This is a genomic window from Erwinia oleae, from assembly GCF_000770305.1.
GTDB lineage: Bacteria > Pseudomonadota > Gammaproteobacteria > Enterobacterales > Enterobacteriaceae > Erwinia > Erwinia oleae.
The window spans coordinates 17,555-34,607 of record NZ_JNVB01000016.1 but is presented as its reverse complement, the minus strand read 5'-3'; the positions used below and the strand labels follow the sequence as shown (position 1 = coordinate 34,607).

Sequence of the window (17,053 nt, the reverse complement as noted above, 5' to 3'; positions counted from 1 at the left end):
GGGGATATGGAAAAGTTCATGGGAAATAACATATTATCGCTGCGTGAAAGACAAGTGTTACGTATGCTGGCACAAGGCGATGAGTACTCTCAAATATCACATAATCTTAACATATCAATAAACACAGTAAAATTTCATGTGAAAAACATCAAACATAAAATACAAGCCAAGAATACGAACCACGCTATACACATTGCTGACAGGGATGAGATTATCTAAATGAAAATTGATATACTACTTGGGCATACTAGTTTTTTTCATCAAACCAGTATGGATAACTTCCTTCATTATCTCAATGAGGAAGAAACAAAACGCTATCATCAGTTTCATTTTGTTAGCGATAAAGAAGTCTATATTTTAAGTCGTATCTTGCTCAAAACAGCACTAACAAGATATCAACCTGATGTATCATTACAATCATGGCAATTTAGCACGAACAAATATGGCAAACCATTTATAGTTTTTCCTCAGTTGACAAAAACAGTTTTTTTTAATCTCTCTCATACCACAGATACAGTAGCCATTGCTATAAGTTCACACTGCGAACTTGGTATCGACATTGAAAAAATAAGAGATTTAGGCAGCTCTTATCAGGCATCTTATCTGAATATTAGTCAACATTTTTTTACTTCACAGGAAGCTACTGACATAGATTCACTTCCTCCTTATGAAGGCCAGTTACTCTTTTGGAAAATCTGGACGCTCAAAGAAGCTTATATCAAATATCGGGGCAAAGGCTTGTCTTTAGGACTAGATTGTATTGAATTTGATTTGACAAATAAAAAGCTTACCTCACAATATAGAGGTTCACCTGTTTATTTTTCCCAATGGAAAATATGTGACTCACTTCTCGCATTAGCCTCTCCGCTCATCGCCCCTAAAATAACCCTACAACTCTTTCCTATTCAGCCTAAAAATTATCATCACGACTATCAGCTAATACATTCGTCAAATAGCCAGAATGTTTCCTTTTAAAAGAAAGAAAATAATGAAGATTAATTACCTGGAAGCAAAAAAAATTCTGATACCAACAAAATCCCAACAATGGTTTGGTACTGATTATACTATAAATATCTATCGAGGCTGCAATTTAAGATGTATTTATTGTGATTCGCGTAGCGAATGCTACCATATTGATAATTTTGATACAGTCAGCGCCAAGAAAAATAGTATACACTTGCTAGCTCAAGCTCTACGCTCGAAGCAAAATGGTATTATTGGGTTTGGTTCAATGAGCGATCCCTATAATCACTTGGAAAAAAAGTTATTGCTGACTCGACGCGCACTAGACCTCATTGCACATTATCAGTTTGGCGTAATGCTAGCGACAAAAAGCAGCTTGATCTTAAGAGACTCAAAACTTCTCCAACAGATCAATCAATATGCCTCATTATTGATCGGATTCTCGATAACTTGTGCTGATGATGAGTTGAGTAAAAGAATAGAGCGTAATGCTTCCACTACCTCACAACGTTTTTCTGCGATGGCCGAGTTATCGGCTAAAAATATTTATACAGGTACAATCATGATGCCTGTAATTCCGTTTATTACAGATAATGTAGAGAATATACAATGCATTATAAAAAAAACGTATGAAGCTGGTGGAAAATTTGTCTTTCCATGGTTTTGTTTATCATTGCGTGATAAGCAGAGGGAACATTTTTACAGTTGGTTAGAGCGATTATTTCCTCATCTTCTGTCTACCTATAAAGAAAAATACCATGAAAATTATTTATCCTACCCACCGCACTACACCGATCTATGTAATATATTTGAGGAGACCTGCGACCAGTATAATTTGATATATGATATGAAAGAGATAATACAGTCGTATAAAAAGAATTGCACTCAACAATTAGCTCTTTTTTGATATAAAATCATCTACTGGCATTGCATAAATTTATACCACTGAAAATCTATCAACCTTCTTCATACTATCTACGCCATTTGAAAATCTGGTTGGCATTGATTCCATGCAGACACGCAACGTGAGACACGATCATACGGTTTCCATAGTCTCCTGAATTATGGCGTTTTTTTTACCAACGGTGTTCAATGCCATTCCGGCCCTGATAACACTTCAGTTATTTTATTATTCTGGCAGGTGTTAAACATAGTTCTAGACTGGCCCTCTGAACCTCCAAACAGTTGGTATTGCATGCCCAATATAAAAAGTGGACGGCCTCTATCTCACAGGTCCTTGATCAACGAACACAACTACTGCACCACTTTGCTGCTAAGAAATCCCAAGACAGAGCTATGAATGAAATACACGTATCCTCCGTAAATTGCATCGTCATTATCGGATCAATGCCTGAGAAACATGCACAAAAAAGTACCTTTGATTTGTTTCGGCACTCCTTAAAAGATATCGTAGTGATCACATTTGATGAGCTTCTGGAGAAACTCAAAGAACTTCAAAGAATTATGTGTGCAACTACAATAGATAATGTTTATATTTCGTGATATATCCCTGATTCTGATATTGAAGACAGTAACCAAGACGTATATCTATAAATGGTGGTCATTCTGGTGGTCTTGACAATCCCAACTTTTAGGTTTAGCTTACCAATCAGCCAGTTAATGGCTATGGCGATCCCAGTCAGAGGAGCCATCTTCAGGTCAGCAGACCTTTCATAACGTCTGCTTTCCGCTTTCTGGTCAGGCAGTTTTCTTCTCCCCCCATGTTCGACAACGTCCTTCAAAGACGGCATCAGCCACCCGCATTTAAGGGTATATATGCTGGCATATCCGGTTTGTACCATCAGACGGAGGCTGTCCTGTGGCACTCACTGATATAAAAAAAATAAATACGAAACCTTCCGGGAAATCCGTCAAGCTAACGGATGGTTTTGGTATGTATCTGCCTGTTCATCCCAACGGCTCAGAATACCGGCTTTTGAGTTAATGAAAATCCCGTTGCGAATATAGCCAGTGGGCATACCCTGTGGCAAACTTACGTTTTCTCAGGCAAAGGAATCTGCCCAATGTCCCAAAGCCACGCTATCTGTCTGTTCAGCGAAGGCCGGATAACGCTTCCTGACCAGTATCAGGATCGCACGGTTAATGTCTTTACCCTTTCTGGCGAGAACGCCCCCGCCTTTAACATCTCCTGCGATACCCTCAATAATGGAGAGGCGCTGACGGACTACATCAGTCGCCAGTCAGCGCTCATGGATAAGCATCTTAAAGGATGGAAACTGTCGCTGCGTGAAGCCGCTGTGCTGGGGGAGAATCTTATCCACGGTGAATGTATTCATGCCAGCTACCTTCGTGACAACCAGCGGGTCTTTCAGCAGCAGGCCGTCTTTAATACAGCGAATAAGCATATTCTGGTGTTCACCATGACCCGTGCGGGAAAAATCAGGGACACGGACAGCCAGCATTTTCAGACCCTGCTCGCCAGTTTTCAGTTTAACGCTTAACAATTAAGGAAGGTTGTTATGTTTGAGGCGGCATGCGTGGGTGATGATATCGGTCATTCCCATGCACTGGCAGGGATGATTGCCGGAACGATTGTCGGTGGACTGATTGCCGCAGCAGGGGGTATCGCCGCCGGGGCACTGATGATTGTCGGTATCGGGGCGTCATGTCTGGGTATTGGTGTGCTGCTGGTCGGGGCCAGCCTGGCGGTGGGGTATTTTACTGGCGAACTGGCAACGGCGGCACGCGACGGTATTGCGGATGCCGGGGCCGCCAGTATGGAGAAGGAAGGCGTTATCGCCACCGGCTCTCATAACGTGTTCATTAATGGCAAACCTGCCGCCCTTGCCACCGACAGCATGGTGGAATGCGCCAGAGATGCCGGCTCACAGCAGTTGGCCGAAGGTTCCTCACGCGTTTACATCAACGGCCTGCCTGCCGTTCGTACCGGTGATCAGACCACCTGTGGCGGAAAGGTCATGACCGGTTCCGGAGACGTTATGACTGGCGGTGAGCCGGAACAGACACTGCCGATACAGTCAGAGGTGCCAGAATGGCTGTATAAAGCGTCTGACCTGACGCTGTTATTTGCAGGATTGCTCGGCGGCGCGGGTGGAGCCGCGAAAGCCGGGGCGCTGGCGAAGCTGTTCAGTAAAATTCCCGGCATTAATAAGCTGGCCCGTATCGTCTGCCGCGCTGGCGCGCTGATGACGGGTGCGGCTGCCGTGGGCATCATCGCTCGCGCGGTCGATATTATCAGCGGACAGAAGTTTCTCTCCGGTGACGACGAGCTGGACTTTGTCTTACCCTCCCGTCTGCCGGTCGTCTGGCAGCGTTACTGGCGCAGCGGCAATCCCGACGACAGCGTGCTGGGCCGGGGCTGGTCACTTTTCTGGGAAACCCGGCTTGAAGCGTATCAGGACGGGCTGGTATGGCGTGCACCGTCCGGCGATTACGTGTCATTTCCTCTCGTGCCAAAAGGACAGCGTACCTTCTGTGAACCGGAGAAGCGCTGGCTGGAGCATCATCAGGACGACAGCTGGTCAGTATATGATATCCGCGGCGAGCGCTGGCATTATCAGTCGTTGCAGGACAATTCCCCTTCCCTGCCGCAGCGACTCACCGAGCCCTGTGGTAACGATATTGTGTTTGCGTGGAACGATGACAACACGCTGCATTCACTCGCCGACAGTGCGGGGAAAAGTGTGGTATGCCGCTACACAACTCTCAGTGGAAATGTCCGACTTAGCGGAGCCTGGCTGGATGATGAAATCTGCCTGGTCAGCTACGGCTACGATGATGAGGCCAGGTTGATTAGCGTCACCGGACGTGGTGGTCAGGTACGCCGCCGTTTCAGCTGGCATGACGGCCGGCACGGCACGGATTTACTGCGCAGCCATGAGGACAGCAACGGGCTTCTGAATGAATACCTGTGGCGGAACATTGATGGCCTGCCGCGCGTGGTGGCATACCGCAACAGCGCGGGTGAGCAGCTTGATTTTGAATACGATTTTAATAACGGTATACGGCGTGCCGTTCGTGATGACGGTGCTCAGGCAAACTGGCTGGTTGAGGATGATGACAATGTCGCCCGCTTTACAGATTATGACGGTCGCCAGACCAGCTTCGTTTACCGCGACGGTGAGTTATGCGACGTTATCCTGCCTGACGGCGCCATGCGGCGCAGCCAGTGGGACCGTTATGGCCGCCTTACGACCGAAACCGACCCGGCAGGCCGCACCACAGAGTATTACTGGTTTCGCAACACTGACCGCATTGCCCGCACGGTTTTTCCGGATTCAACAGCCACACAGTCAACGTATGATTTAAACGGTCGCCTGCTGTCGGAAAGCGACGCACTCAGTCACATAACCACGTACCACTATTTTGATGAAGAAGAAACGCTGCCGGAACGCATCACCGATGCCGGTGGCGGTGACGTGATACTTGAATGGAACCATCAGGGACTGTTGACGCAGCGTACCGACTGCTCTGGTAGCATCACCCGCTATGCGTATGACCGGTTCGGTCAGCTTATTACCAGCGAGGACGCAGAAGGCAATATCACCCGTCGCGAGTGGAACGATGCAGGCCAGCTTACCGCCGTTATTCGTGCCGATGGCAATCGGGAAACGCTGAGGTGGAGCGAACACGGGCAACTCACTGCCTGGCGTGACCCGCTGGAAAGCGAAGTGCTCTGGACGTATAACCGCCTGGGGCAGCCGCTCAGTCAGACTGACCGCAATGGTATCATCCGCCGCTGGCACTATGACCCGAGAGGCAATTTGCTGCGTCTGGAAAACGGCAACGGCGGTGAGTACCGGTTTACGTATGACCCGACAGGCCGTCCACTGAGCGAAGTCCGCCCGGACGACACAATCCGGCAGATGGAATGGAACGAACGGGGACTGCTCACCACCCTGCTGGAAAGCGGCAGACCGGATAATGACGGCGGCATTCCCCGGCGTATGCAGACGTTCAGCTATGACAGCAGCGGCCTGCTGACCACCCGAACAACCTGCGATGCTCAATACCATTTGCGGCGTAACAACAGCGGGCAGCTTATCGGCCTGACGCGCACACCAACCACCGATGGCATGGCGCCTGGAATGGAACCGGATGAGATTCAGTTTTGCTTTGATGCAGTAGGAAAACTGCTCGGTGAGCGGGGCATTAATGGTGAGCTGCATTACGACTATGACGCCCTGGACAACCTCACCGCGTTGACCCTGCCCGGCGGGCAGCACATAAGCTGGCTGCATTACGGCTCCGGCCACGTCAGTGCCATCCGCTTTAATCAGCAACTGGTCTCTGAATTTACCCGCGACCGCCTCCACAGGGAGGTGTCCCGCACTCAGGGAACCCGTGAACAGACCCGCCAGTATGACAGTTCGGGCAGACGTACCCGGCAACGCAGCTTCGCACCCGACCTGCCGGAACAGGCAACCTTCGAACGCGCCTTCAACTACACCGCGCGCGGAGAACTGTCAGACGTCAGTGACACGCTGCGTGGCAACACCATTTATGGCTATGATGAGGAAGGTCGTCTTCTCAGGCACTACGAAGCCCGTCCGGGTCACAGTACCCGGACGTTCTGCTACGACGCTGCGGATAATCTGCTGCCGGATGATAAGCTGCCCGCCCTGCCGCTGACGGATAACCGTCTTACACACTGGCAAAATCTCTTTATGAAATACGACGGGTGGGGCAACCTGGTCAGTCGCCGAAGCGGCCTGTATGAACAGCATTATGTATACGACGCGGAAAACCGGCTGATACGGGCAGAAGGCACCGGCCTGAAAGGCCGATTTACGGCACGCTACCACTATGACGTGCTGGGTCGTCGCACACGGAAAGCCGTTACCACGCAGCGCGGTACATGTGAGACCCGCTTCCTGTGGCAGGGCTACCGGCTGTTGCAGGAGCAGCGACATAAACATCAGTGCATAACTTATATTTACGACCCGAACGAGGCATACAGCCCGCTGGCGCGTGTTGATCATTTGAGTGAAGAAAATAGCGGAGAGATTCTCTGGCTCAGCACCGATCTGAACGGTGCACCGCTGGATATCACTGATGAACAGGGACAGCTCCGGTGGAGCTGTCATTACGGGAGTTTTGGTGAGGTTACCCGGCAGACGGAAGGTTTTCACAGACACACGCAGCGAACGGCCCTGACTCACCAGCCGCTTCGCTATGCCGGGCAGTACGCTGACAGTGAAACCGGGCTGCACTACAATCTTTTCAGGTATTACGATCCGCAGGTTGGACGCTTTACGGTGCAGGACCCGATTGGGCTTGCAGGCGGATGGAATCTTTATCAGTATGCACCGAATCCGCTGGGCTGGATTGATCCGTGGGGGTTAGCTAACAGGCCAAATAATGGTGAATATCATATTTTTCATGATTATTCACTTGATCCTCAATATCGATATTCCAGTGATGCAGTCCAGTTCAACAGGGCTAATGTGGATTTTGTTCAGAAAATGGAAACGACTCCGGTATTTCGACAAGATATGCTTAACAGATATCCAAAACTGAATGACTGGCTCAAAGATGGGGATATGAGCAGAAGTCCTTCGGGATTAACCTGGCATCACCATGAAGATATAAACAGACTGACTCTGGTCGACAGAGCAGATCATAGATCTAATCATTCTTTATATCATCCAACTGGTAAGGGTGGACGTGATATATGGGGTGGTGGAAAACCTGGACGACAAGGTAAGCTTGATGGTCCTACTGGTAGAAAAATTTGTAGTTAAGACCTAAATAAAAAAGGGGATACTATGTCGATTAAAGGTAAAAATATGAAAATGAACGATATAATTGACATCATGGTTAAAACTCGTTGCGAAGATGATAACTTTTGCATTTATGGTGAAAATGGAAAGTTATTCGGAGACAAAGAATATTTGGTCTCCGGTTATCCACAGGTAGATGAAAATGATAATGAAGTCTATCCGCAAGATGCAGCTGGCAGAGGTTTATCATATATTTATTCTGGTGAGCAGTTTGCTGATGTAATCTTATCAGTAATTGAACAAAAACCTTCTGCCAGTAATCAAGATTTTATCGATGCTCTAAATTATTATCTTGAAAATGATGATTTTTTAGACTTCTGACATTTATCCAGACAGCCTGCACATAATTATCTATGGTAGCAGGCTGTATTAAACTATTTTTAGCTCTATCAGCACCAGAAACTAACTGAGGATATGGACAGACGTTTGTGTTGGGAAAGCAATAACTTGTAATCATTTCATAATCTTCGTGAAGCCATCATTCTACTTTAATTCTTTTATTGAAGATGATTTTGTTAAAACATATGATTTCACAAATGACAAACAATCACCATTAAATATGAAAGCAGGATTAATAAAATAGGAATTCTGAACAGTTGTTTCAGCAATAAAACCTTTGTTAAGAAGCTCTTTCATTCCTCTGTAATACGTTGATTCTGAAATATTCACTATGTTTTGATCTTCAAGTGCATAAGCAAGGAAAACTCTGTCCGTATCCTTGAACTCCTGTACTGTTCTATACAAAATCTCAAACACTTTGGTACCCGCTCCGGTAAGTTCAGTTAACGCTTTTACTCCATTTATATATAATTTTAAAAATTGTTTTTTATCAACTTCCTACCATTGAAAGAAACCAGCACCTGCTAACTTCCGTTTACATTTGATGCAGCAGGAAAACTGCTCGCTGAACAGGGGGTCAACGGTGAGCTGCGTTCTGCCTATGATGTTCTGGGTAATCTTACCCGGCAGACGGAAGGTTTTCACAGACACACGCAGCGAACGGCCCTGACTCACCAGCCGCTGCGCTATGCCGGGCAGTACGCTGACAGTGAAACCGGGCTGCACTACAATCTGTTCCGGTATTACGATCCGCAGGTTGGACGCTTTACGGTGCAGGACCCGATTGGGCTTGTGGGCGGATGGAATCTTTATCAGTATGCACCTAATCCGCTGGGCTGGATCGATCCGCTGGGGTTGAGTGGAGATAAAATTAATGTATATAAAGATGCTCCTTATCATGGTACAACTGATAACTCGGTAAAAAGTCGTGCGCCCATAAATGGTCAAGCTGCTTTAGATAATTCTGTCCAGGTTAAATCAACATCACCAAGGCGAGTTGGTGTTGATGTTTCCAACAAAGAAATTGTTGTGTTAGATAAAACACGATCTTTATCAGATAATGTAGATGAGTATCACGGACATGTACGTGATTGGGATGCTCTGGATAATAAACAACAATCTGCGTTGACCAAATCTGGCAAGACAACAAGAAAAGGAAAAATTTGTGGTGGGTGAAAATAAACTACAGTTAGAGAAATTGCTTAACTCTGGTGAATCAAGCAAAATCACTGACACTCTTCTTTATATTGCCTATAATATAAATGATGTTGACTGGGCTGAGAAGCAGTTAATGAGAATGGCAAATAATCCTGACGATGACATTAGTGGATTAGCTTTAACTTGTTTAGGTCATATAGCCAGAATAAATGGAAAGATAAATAAAGGCACAGTAATTCCTTTTTTGATGGATAAGATTAAAAATTCAAATGAAGTAGTATCATCGAGAGCTGAAGATGCTCTCGATGATATTAAAATGTTCACTTGACTACTAATTATCATGAAATGAGATATCTGAAATAGTAAGGGTTTTTCGTTATTTCAGTAAAATATTGTGGGTAAAAACAGACGAATTTACTGCGATAGACGGTAGCGTATGGACTATAACATGATAATTTCAGGGGGGGTACGAACGAAACGGGAAGTATGATCCATCGGTCAGGTAGATTCGCTATCCGACCCGATTGGGCTTAAAGGCGGCTGGAATCTTTATCAGTATGCACCAAACCCTTTAATGTGGATAGACCCCATGAGCCTATCAAGTTGTAGCAGGGAACAAAAACTTTATCGTGGTGTAAGTGCAAAACATCCAGAAATTGAGAATGCCAAAAAGGGTATTGTTAAACCTGCTAAACCTGAGACGGACCTTACTCCGGAGCAACATGCTGAGGGCGGGATGACTGGGGAAAGTCAATATGTATCCTGGACACCAAACAAGGATATGGCTTTGCAACACGCCATAAAGGAGGGGTCAGGTGGTGTTCTACTTAAAGTACCTACTGGTGCGTCTCCTGATGGGGCTGGATGGTCGTAGGGAGGGAGTCATATTAATCAATGGAATGAAATTGAAATGCTTCAAATGGGGACACGTACAGGTGCTAAGGTAACAACTCAATGAGAAAAAAAGCAGACTAAATTAATTATTTAATAAAGCTATCAAATGAAAAAAATGAGAAGAAATGGATGAAGATGCTGCACAATCTATTATCTTCACCTGACATTGAAGAAATACCTAACAATCCTGAGATAAGTAGAGCTGATTTCTTTTTGAATGTGTCAAAAATAAGATTAAAAATGACCATGGAAAATAAAACCTCCATTTTCGACCTTAATGATTTAATTTTTTCTTTAGAAAAACTACCTGCTGATACATTAGTAGAAAGATATGGCTTAAAGAGCAAAAAATACTTCGGTGATTGTTTTGTTCTTGAAAAAACATCATTGGCTGTGGTTTTGTGATTAACGGTCATACATACTCATTCTCGCATTCCACATCTGAAAATTACGTTGACGGAATTAAAAAGTTAAATAAAAAAAACAAAAATAAACGAACATCAAAAAAAACATGAACTGCATATTAAAAAAAATTCTTTTACGTATCATGGATAAGGGCTCGAAATTTACTCCCGTATTACCGAGCCCCGCTTCCTGTGGCAGGGCTACCAGTCGCTACATGAACAGCAGCAGAGCGGACAATACCAGATATATGTTTACGAACCCGACGAGGCATAGAGCCCGCTGGCGCGTATTGACCATTTACGGGACGACAGCCAAGATGAAATCTTCTTGTTCAGCACCGATTTGAATGGCGGACCGCTGGATATGACCGCCGTAATGACGAACGGCTCAGGAACGGCCAGTACGAATCATTAATTTGAGTAGTGAACCAGCTTCAGATCATCGCTGTTGGAGAGAGAGGGCATTCTGATGGACCTGACAAGGAATAAATTTAATTTACCCATCAGGCAGTTAATGGCAAAGGCGATTCCAGTCAGGCGAACCAAAAGCATGGAGCCCACCAGGGACTCCCCGGACGGTCTTCATACTTTTAGTGGTCTGTGGAAAATGAATGCTAAACGGCTTTCAAAATAGCCTCTGCCTGAATTCTGGCCGTTGCATAGCGCAGGATTTCATCACCAAAACGGTCGGAATGACTTCAGACCTTAAGCAGTTTTACCGTGGAATCAATGTCTATCTCATCTTCCGAGAAGATCAACGTTGTTCCCTGGAAGGTGGTAATCGCCAGTTTTTTCAGCGAACGCACCTCGTCTGGCTTATCGGCTTTTTTCGGCCTGATGCTGCTCATCAGCACCCCTACCGACAGCACCGCATTTTCTTTATCAATACGTGTTACGGCAGGCACTTCTTCGCGGTAAACCAGGTAAGATTTGATCGAGGTGAGCTTAAGGCGCTCGCCAGCAATATAGATGTATTTGCTTTCCGCCTGCACTTTTACACCATAAGCGGACAAACCCTTGTTATTGGTAGTGGGTTCGAAAGTCACCGATGCATCTTTTTTTATCAGTTCAGGATTGGCGACCTTAATCACATGAAAGTAACGGTTTTCACCGTTTTCATCTTTGATAAATCCAAAACCTTTATCCTGAAACCAGGTTGTGATCGTTCCGTTCATTGCTTTTATCGCCTGTTTACTCGTTTATCTGCTCAGTTTTTCCAGCGCGCAGTGTAAAACACTCTGTGCGCACAGACTATGCCTTCAGGTTAAGTCTGGACGATAAATCTCTGACAGGCGAAGAGTCGGCCGTGAATCTGCCCTGCACAGGTACCTGCCTCATGGCAACGTGACTCCTGCACAGCGACAGTGCGATGGTGCACTCTTTCCGGCCACTGTTCCTGCTCCGCGCATCCCCTTCCGTGCCTCTCTTTCGGCCTGATGAAAAATAATCGACATTAATTCATCAACTTAATCTCAAAAAATCTGAACCGATGTGCCGCGCAGCCGGCATGGCACGTTTCATGCTTCTGTCATATTTGTCAAGTTACTTGAATTACCTTCAAATCACTTTCACCGGGGCGACGAACATGACACGACACAAGCAGGCACTCTCTCTCGGCTGGGCGCTACTCGGCGCAGCCACCATTTTTTCAACGGCGGCGCACAGTGCCGATCAGTTGGATCGTATCAAAGCCAGCAAAACCATCACTATCGCCACCGAGGCGCGTTACGCGCCCTTTGAGTCAGTAGAGAACGGCAGGATTGTTGGCTATGACGTGGATTTGATGAACTATATTCTTGAAAAAAAACTGCCTGGCGTGAAAGTGAAGCAGCTTGATCTGCCGTTTCAGGGCATTCTGCCTGGCCTTGATGCTCAGAAGTTTGATTTCGTTGTCACCGCCGTCACCGTCAACAAGCAGCGCGTTGAGCATTTTGCCTTCACCGTGCCGATTGCCGAATCCACCGTGGCGCTGCTTAAACGCGACGGCGACGACTCTCTCAACAGCCTTGACGATCTCAACGGTAAGGTCGTGGGATCGCAGGCCGGTTCCGGGCAGCTTCAGGTTCTCCAGGCATTTGATCAAAAGCTCAGAGCCAGCGGCAAGCCCGGCATAAAAGAGATCAAACAGTACGTCTCTTTCGATGAAGCCTATGCCGATTTAGCCAACAAGCGTCTTGATGGCGTGGCGCAGTCACTGGCTAACCTCGGCCCGCTCATTAAGGCGCGTCCGGGGATTTTTACCACTCTGAAGCCGATGCTCGGCCCGACGACCTATTTTGGCTGGGTGGGACGTAAAGGCGATGACAGCGCGCAACTGGTGAAGCTTTTCAGCGACGGCATTAGCGAAGCCAATCACGATGGCACCATGAAGGCGCTACAGCAGAAGTGGTTCGGTTTCGTCATGGACGTGCCGGCAGACCAGATGCCGGCTCCGGCGCTGTAACAGGAGTGATGATGGGCGACTATCTGCTACTACTGGGTGGCTGGCTGCCGATGCTGGCGGACGGCGCGATGACCACCGCCTCACTCTGTATCGTCGCCATTGCGGCCGGTTTTTTTGTCGCCGTGGTTATCTGTCTGATGCAAAACGGCCGCTCACGCGTCGGCAGAGGCGTCGCCCACTTCGCTGTCAGCCTGTTGCGCGGTACGCCGGTGCTGGCACAGGTGCTGCTCTGCTACTACCTGCCCGGTGAACTGAATCTGTCGTTACCTGGCTATCTGGCGGCGGTGCTGGCGCTGACCCTGAATACCGCCGCCTACCAGTCACAGATCCTGCGCAGCGGATTTGCTGCCATTCCGCCCGGCCAACTGGAAGCCGCAGACGTGTGCGGGTTAAGTCCACGCCAGGCCCTGTGGCATATCCAAATCCCGCAGGTGCTGCGATTGACGCTGCCGTCGCTGATTTCCGAACTGATCGATGTGATTAAAGCGTCGGCTGTCGTGTCGGTGATTGCGATTACCGACCTGATGCGCGTCGGTCAACAGCTTGCCTCCGCCACCTACCGGCCATTAGAGGTTTACATTGCCATTGCGCTGTCCTACCTGTTACTGACCAGCCTGCTCGCCCTGCTGGGCAACTATGTTGAACGTCGCTGGCACAAGGAGAGCCGATGAACGAATTTCTGCTCTATCTGCCCGATTTTGCCCGCGCGCTGGGCGTCACGCTGGGCGTGAGCCTCAGCGCTGCGCTGTGTGGCGCCTGCGGCGGATTTCTTCTGCATGCCCTGTGCCGCAGCAACGCGTGGCTGTTCGGGATCTGGCGCGTCTGGGTATGGCTTATTCGTGGCACTCCCTATCTGGCGCAGCTTGCCGTGTTCTACTTTGGGCTACCCGCTCTGGGCCTGACGCTGAGCGCCGTAGAAGCCACGGTGATGTCGCTGGCTCTCTACAGCGCTGCCTACTTCGGTGAAATCTTCCGCACGGCGTGGAAGAGTATCGGGCCAGGCCAGCTTGAAGCGGCACAGGTTCATGATATCTCCGCGTGGCAAAGCTTCTGGTTTATCCAGTCGCCGCAGGCGCTGCGATTCAGCCTGCCTTTACTGGGCAACCAGTGCATTTTAGTCATCAAAGAAAGTGCGGTGGCCTCGGTGATAACCGTTCCTGAGCTGACCATGACCACCGGGCAAATCGTTGCCACTACCTACACCTATATCGTGCCTTACACCCTGCTCATCATCAGTTACTGGCTGCTGGCGCAGGGGATCAGTCTCAGCGTGCGTCTGCTCAGCCGCCAGGTTACAGAGGGATAACTTAATGCATCACGAACCCATTATTCAGTTACGCAACGTCGGCAAGTCGTTCGCGGCACATCGCGTACTAAAGGGTATCAGCCTGACAGTCAGCGCTGGTGAAATCGTCACGCTTATCGGGCCGTCCGGGTCAGGAAAAACCACAGCGCTGCGCTGCATGAACTTTCTTGAAGCCTATGATGAAGGCGAGGTGCTGATCAAAGGGCAACTTCTTGGCTACAGCGGCCCTGGCCGCGAGGCGAAACATCGCGACAGCGCCGCGCTGATCGCCGAAGTACGTCGCCCGCTGGCGATGGTCTTTCAGCAGTTTAATTTGTGGCCGCACATGACGGTGCTGGAAAACGTCTGCGCCCCACTGCTGCTCGGCAAAAAATTACCGCGCGACGAGGCGCGTAAAAAAGCGGCAGCGGCGTTGGCGCAGGTCGGGATGTCGGACAAAGCAGAGTCCCGCCCGGCGCGCCTCTCCGGCGGACAGCAGCAACGCGTGGGCATCGCCCGCGCCCTGGCGCTCGGGCCGGAACTGATGCTGCTGGACGAGCCTACCTCCGCGCTCGATCCGGAACGTGTGGAAGAGGTGCAGGATGTCATTAAAACGCTGGCCAATGGCGGTATGACGATGGTGATGGTCACGCATGAGATGTCTTTCGCGGCCAGTATCTCCTCACGGGTGGTCTTTATGGCCGATGGCATGCTGGTCGAAAGCGGCGCACCAGCTTCTCTTTTCCGCCAGCCGCAAACGGAGCGACTGAAAACGTTTCTGGCACCGTGGTTCAGGCGCCCCCTGCAACCGGACGATGTGGAGCGCTTACATGGCTGAGAAAACGGCTCTGAAGGTCGCGGGTTTTGTCAGCCAGCAACGCCTGTTGGACAGGCTGGCAGAACTGGCCTGCTTTGGCGCGCTGGATAACGGCGGCGTTGATCGCCAGGCGCTTTCTGACGTTGAGTTAACCGCCAGAGCGTGGCTGATTGAGTGGGCGGGCGCGCTGGGCTGCACGGTAATGACCGATGACTGCGCCAATCTTTTTATCCGTCGTGCCGGGCGTGAAGATTTGCCGCCGATCGTGACCGGCAGCCACATTGATACGCAGCCCGGCGGCGGTAACCTCGACGGCTGCTATGGCGTTATGGCCGGTATGGAGTGCCTGAGCGCGCTGAATGACGCAGCCGTTATTACGCGGCGACCGATTGAAGTCGTCGTGTGGACAAACGAAGAAGGCAGCCGTTTTTCTCCCGGCGCGATGGGATCAAGCGCGTTTGTCCATCCGTCAAGGCTGGCAGACTACCTGCCGCATCAGGATGCGCAGGGTATCACGCTTGCGCAAGCGCTCAGCCGCTGTCATCAACGTTTTTCAGGGCTGCCGCGCCGCGCCACTGTACCGATGGCAGCCTTTATTGAGTTACATATCGAACAGGGCCCGGTGCTGCAACAGGCCGGACTACCGCTGGCGCTGGTGGGCGGGATTCAGGGCGTGCGCTGGTATCAGGTCTGCTGCCATGGAACTCCCGCACACGCAGGTACCACGCCGATGGCCGACCGCCAGGATGCCATGACTCTGGCGCGCAGCATAATGCAGCAGCTGGAGCAGCGTGCTGCAACGCTCCCGGCAGACGAACTTCGCCTGACTTTTGGCCGCTGGCACGTCGAGCCTAATGCAATCAACACCATCGCCGGTCGGGTGACGTTCACGCTTGATTTTCGTCATCCCGATGCGGCGGTTCTGGCCCGCTTTGACGCCTGGATGCAGCAGCTTGCCGCAGAGAATGTTGCGGTTGCGTGCGTGTTCAGTCAGGCACCGGTCGCTTTCGATCCGACGCTGCTTGACGCGCAGTTTGCCTGTACACAAGCCTTACAGATTGAGACTACCACGCTCATTTCGGGTGCCTTTCACGACGCCATGCACCTGGCCAGCCACTGCCCGACCAGTATGTTTTTTGTTCCCAGTCATAACGGCATCAGCCATAACCCGGCTGAGTACACCGATCCTCAGTATCTGTATCTCGGCGCAAAGGCACTGGCCTGTTGCCTGACAGAGCTGGCAAATCAACCGACAGGAGTTAACCATGAGCACTCTCACCTATCCTCACTGCTGTGACCACGACAATGGCGACGCACTGGGCACGAATGCAACCCTTTCCGAGCCCATCTCTGCTGACGGCACCCCGATCCCCGGCGAGCGTTATACCATCCCGGCACGTTGCGGCCGCGCCGTGCGTTTACGTCAGGGCCAGGTGATCCGTATCATTAACACGCCCGGCAGCCAGGTATGTGATACCTGGCTGTTCAACAGCGCCGACTTAAGTGAGTTCTCTTCAATGGAGCATACCCGCGCCTATATCGATAAAATCATTCCGCAGGAAGGCGATGCGCTGGTGACCAACCAGCGCCGTCCGATCGGCACGCTGCTGAAGGACACGTCGCCGGGCGTGCACGACACGCTGATTGCCGCCTGCGATCTGTTTCGTTATACCAATCTGGGCGTGGAGGGTTACCATGACAGCTGTGCTGATAATATGCGTCTGGCGCTGAATGCCATCGGTTTGCGCGCGCGTGAGGTTCCCCAGCCTTTAAACCTGTGGATGAACATTCCGGTCAGGGCTGATAACAGCATTGCCTGGCTACCCACGGTGAGCAAAGCCGGGGATTACGTTGAGATCCGCGCCGAGCTTGACTGCATTGTGGTGATGTCGGCCTGCCCGCAGGATATTGTGCCGATCAACGGCTGCGATCCGCAGGCCATCCATTTCAGCGTCATCGGCTAAGCAGTTTTAACGCTTATCCCGT

General features: G+C 49.7%; 18 protein-coding genes and 3 pseudogenes. 18 read left to right on the top strand and 3 right to left on the bottom strand.

Going from position 1 to position 17,053, the window contains the following annotated elements:
• Positions 1-6 precede the first annotated feature (6 nt).
• The 3 genes from GS12_RS07570 to GS12_RS07560 are packed head-to-tail and all read left to right on the top strand — an operon-like array spanning position 7 to position 1,870.
• Positions 7-219, top strand: coding sequence for a response regulator transcription factor (locus GS12_RS07570; protein WP_034945523.1), 213 nt, complete (start codon positions 7-9; stop codon positions 217-219).
• Entirely contained in the window at positions 220-975 is a 756-nt protein-coding gene (gene clbA, locus GS12_RS07565) for a colibactin biosynthesis phosphopantetheinyl transferase ClbA (RefSeq protein ID WP_034945521.1), read from the top strand.
• Positions 976-988: 13 nt separating this feature from the next.
• The gene (locus GS12_RS07560) at positions 989-1,870 is read left to right on the top strand and encodes an SPL family radical SAM protein (protein ID WP_034945519.1); all 882 of its coding nucleotides are present in this window, start codon (positions 989-991) and stop codon (positions 1,868-1,870) included.
• A 67-nt stretch (positions 1,871-1,937) separates the two neighbouring features.
• Here GS12_RS07560 and GS12_RS25290 read toward each other — a convergent pair.
• Positions 1,938-2,062: pseudogene (locus tag GS12_RS25290) on the bottom strand (transposase); the annotation flags it as partial.
• Between the two features lie 86 nt (positions 2,063-2,148).
• Between GS12_RS25290 and GS12_RS25285 the strand changes: the two are divergent.
• The 4 genes from GS12_RS25285 to GS12_RS07540 all read left to right on the top strand — a co-directional run bounded on the left by GS12_RS25285 (position 2,149) and on the right by GS12_RS07540 (position 8,048).
• Positions 2,149-2,466, top strand: a complete 318-nt coding sequence (locus tag GS12_RS25285) for a Shedu anti-phage system protein SduA domain-containing protein (RefSeq protein WP_072016851.1) — start codon at positions 2,149-2,151, stop codon at positions 2,464-2,466.
• Between the two features lie 521 nt (positions 2,467-2,987).
• A complete protein-coding gene (locus GS12_RS07550) occupies positions 2,988-3,425 on the top strand; it encodes a DcrB-related protein (protein ID WP_034945514.1) in 438 nt (145 codons plus the stop codon).
• Between the two features lie 18 nt (positions 3,426-3,443).
• Positions 3,444-7,688, top strand: coding sequence for an RHS repeat-associated core domain-containing protein (locus tag GS12_RS07545; RefSeq protein WP_034945511.1), 4,245 nt, complete (start codon positions 3,444-3,446; stop codon positions 7,686-7,688).
• A 24-nt stretch (positions 7,689-7,712) separates the two neighbouring features.
• A complete protein-coding gene (locus GS12_RS07540; RefSeq protein ID WP_052118385.1) occupies positions 7,713-8,048 on the top strand; it encodes a DUF7716 domain-containing protein in 336 nt (111 codons plus the stop codon).
• A 162-nt stretch (positions 8,049-8,210) separates the two neighbouring features.
• Here GS12_RS07540 and GS12_RS23960 read toward each other — a convergent pair whose 3' ends face one another.
• Positions 8,211-8,483, bottom strand: coding sequence for a replication protein (locus tag GS12_RS23960; protein ID WP_235421108.1), 273 nt, complete (start codon positions 8,481-8,483; stop codon positions 8,211-8,213).
• A gap of 201 nt (positions 8,484-8,684) precedes the next feature.
• On the opposite strand from GS12_RS23960, the pseudogene GS12_RS23245 reads away from it, so the two are divergent.
• The 5 genes and pseudogenes from GS12_RS23245 to GS12_RS07525 all read left to right on the top strand — a co-directional run.
• Positions 8,685-8,927, top strand: a pseudogene (locus tag GS12_RS23245) (RHS repeat-associated core domain-containing protein); the annotation flags it as partial.
• Between the two features lie 304 nt (positions 8,928-9,231).
• A complete protein-coding gene (locus GS12_RS07530; RefSeq protein WP_034945506.1) occupies positions 9,232-9,552 on the top strand; it encodes a hypothetical protein in 321 nt (106 codons plus the stop codon).
• A 180-nt stretch (positions 9,553-9,732) separates the two neighbouring features.
• A pseudogene (locus GS12_RS25280) lies at positions 9,733-9,825 on the top strand (RHS repeat-associated core domain-containing protein); the annotation flags it as partial.
• Positions 9,814-10,098: a hypothetical protein gene (locus GS12_RS24265; protein WP_152601379.1), complete on the top strand. Its 285-nt coding sequence runs from the start codon at positions 9,814-9,816 to the stop codon at positions 10,096-10,098. The pseudogene GS12_RS25280 and the gene GS12_RS24265, both read left to right, overlap by 12 nt.
• A gap of 149 nt (positions 10,099-10,247) precedes the next feature.
• A complete protein-coding gene (locus GS12_RS07525) occupies positions 10,248-10,523 on the top strand; it encodes a hypothetical protein (protein ID WP_034945504.1) in 276 nt (91 codons plus the stop codon).
• Between the two features lie 697 nt (positions 10,524-11,220).
• Here the strand turns inward: GS12_RS07525 and GS12_RS07520 are convergent.
• Positions 11,221-11,697 (bottom strand): cold shock domain-containing protein, encoded by a 477-nt coding sequence (locus GS12_RS07520; protein ID WP_034915753.1) that lies wholly within the window; start codon positions 11,695-11,697, stop codon positions 11,221-11,223.
• 410 nt (positions 11,698-12,107) lie between these two features.
• Here GS12_RS07520 and GS12_RS07515 point away from each other — a divergent pair, with 410 nt between their 5' ends.
• Genes GS12_RS07515 through GS12_RS07490 form a run of 6 tightly spaced genes read left to right on the top strand, consistent with a single transcriptional unit; the run spans position 12,108 to position 17,031 of the window.
• Positions 12,108-12,965 carry a transporter substrate-binding domain-containing protein gene (locus tag GS12_RS07515; RefSeq protein WP_034945500.1) on the top strand — a complete coding sequence of 286 codons (858 nt, stop codon included), beginning with the start codon at positions 12,108-12,110 and terminating at the stop codon, positions 12,963-12,965.
• Positions 12,966-12,973: 8 nt separating this feature from the next.
• Positions 12,974-13,636, top strand: a complete 663-nt coding sequence (locus GS12_RS07510; RefSeq protein WP_034915759.1) for an amino acid ABC transporter permease — start codon at positions 12,974-12,976, stop codon at positions 13,634-13,636.
• Positions 13,633-14,271, top strand: coding sequence for an amino acid ABC transporter permease (locus tag GS12_RS07505; RefSeq protein WP_034945497.1), 639 nt, complete (start codon positions 13,633-13,635; stop codon positions 14,269-14,271). The genes GS12_RS07510 and GS12_RS07505 overlap by 4 nt, the downstream gene beginning before the upstream one ends.
• 4 nt (positions 14,272-14,275) lie before the next feature.
• Complete coding sequence (locus tag GS12_RS07500) at positions 14,276-15,088, top strand: amino acid ABC transporter ATP-binding protein (RefSeq protein ID WP_034945494.1); 813 nt, start codon at positions 14,276-14,278, stop codon at positions 15,086-15,088.
• Positions 15,081-16,364 carry a M20 family metallo-hydrolase gene (locus GS12_RS07495; protein WP_034945491.1) on the top strand — a complete coding sequence of 428 codons (1,284 nt, stop codon included), beginning with the start codon at positions 15,081-15,083 and terminating at the stop codon, positions 16,362-16,364. The genes GS12_RS07500 and GS12_RS07495 overlap by 8 nt, the downstream gene beginning before the upstream one ends.
• On the top strand, positions 16,333-17,031 hold the full coding sequence (locus GS12_RS07490) for a DUF1989 domain-containing protein (RefSeq protein WP_034945489.1): 699 nt from the start codon (positions 16,333-16,335) through the stop codon (positions 17,029-17,031). Before GS12_RS07495 ends, GS12_RS07490 begins: the two co-directional genes overlap by 32 nt.
• Positions 17,032-17,053: the final 22 nt, after the last annotated feature.

Bases quoted from the DNA above. Each gene is read 5' to 3' on its own strand.
- GS12_RS07515 (WP_034945500.1), top strand. From the start codon at position 12,108: ATGACACGACACAAGCAGGCACTCTCTCTCGGCTGGGCGCTACTCGGC.
- GS12_RS07550 (WP_034945514.1), top strand. From the start codon at position 2,988: ATGTCCCAAAGCCACGCTATCTGTCTGTTCAGCGAAGGCCGGATAACG.
- clbA (WP_034945521.1), top strand. From the start codon at position 220: ATGAAAATTGATATACTACTTGGGCATACTAGTTTTTTTCATCAAACC.
- GS12_RS07490 (WP_034945489.1), top strand. From the start codon at position 16,333: ATGAGCACTCTCACCTATCCTCACTGCTGTGACCACGACAATGGCGAC.
- GS12_RS07540 (WP_052118385.1), top strand. From the start codon at position 7,713: ATGTCGATTAAAGGTAAAAATATGAAAATGAACGATATAATTGACATC.
- GS12_RS07560 (WP_034945519.1), top strand. From the start codon at position 989: ATGAAGATTAATTACCTGGAAGCAAAAAAAATTCTGATACCAACAAAA.
- GS12_RS07510 (WP_034915759.1), top strand. From the start codon at position 12,974: ATGATGGGCGACTATCTGCTACTACTGGGTGGCTGGCTGCCGATGCTG.
- GS12_RS07505 (WP_034945497.1), top strand. From the start codon at position 13,633: ATGAACGAATTTCTGCTCTATCTGCCCGATTTTGCCCGCGCGCTGGGC.
- GS12_RS07495 (WP_034945491.1), top strand. From the start codon at position 15,081: ATGGCTGAGAAAACGGCTCTGAAGGTCGCGGGTTTTGTCAGCCAGCAA.
- GS12_RS07525 (WP_034945504.1), top strand. From the start codon at position 10,248: ATGAAGATGCTGCACAATCTATTATCTTCACCTGACATTGAAGAAATA.
- GS12_RS07545 (WP_034945511.1), top strand. From the start codon at position 3,444: ATGTTTGAGGCGGCATGCGTGGGTGATGATATCGGTCATTCCCATGCA.
- GS12_RS07520 (WP_034915753.1), bottom strand. From the start codon at position 11,697: ATGAACGGAACGATCACAACCTGGTTTCAGGATAAAGGTTTTGGATTT.
- GS12_RS07500 (WP_034945494.1), top strand. From the start codon at position 14,276: ATGCATCACGAACCCATTATTCAGTTACGCAACGTCGGCAAGTCGTTC.
- GS12_RS24265 (WP_152601379.1), top strand. From the start codon at position 9,814: ATGAGCCTATCAAGTTGTAGCAGGGAACAAAAACTTTATCGTGGTGTA.
- GS12_RS07570 (WP_034945523.1), top strand. From the start codon at position 7: ATGGAAAAGTTCATGGGAAATAACATATTATCGCTGCGTGAAAGACAA.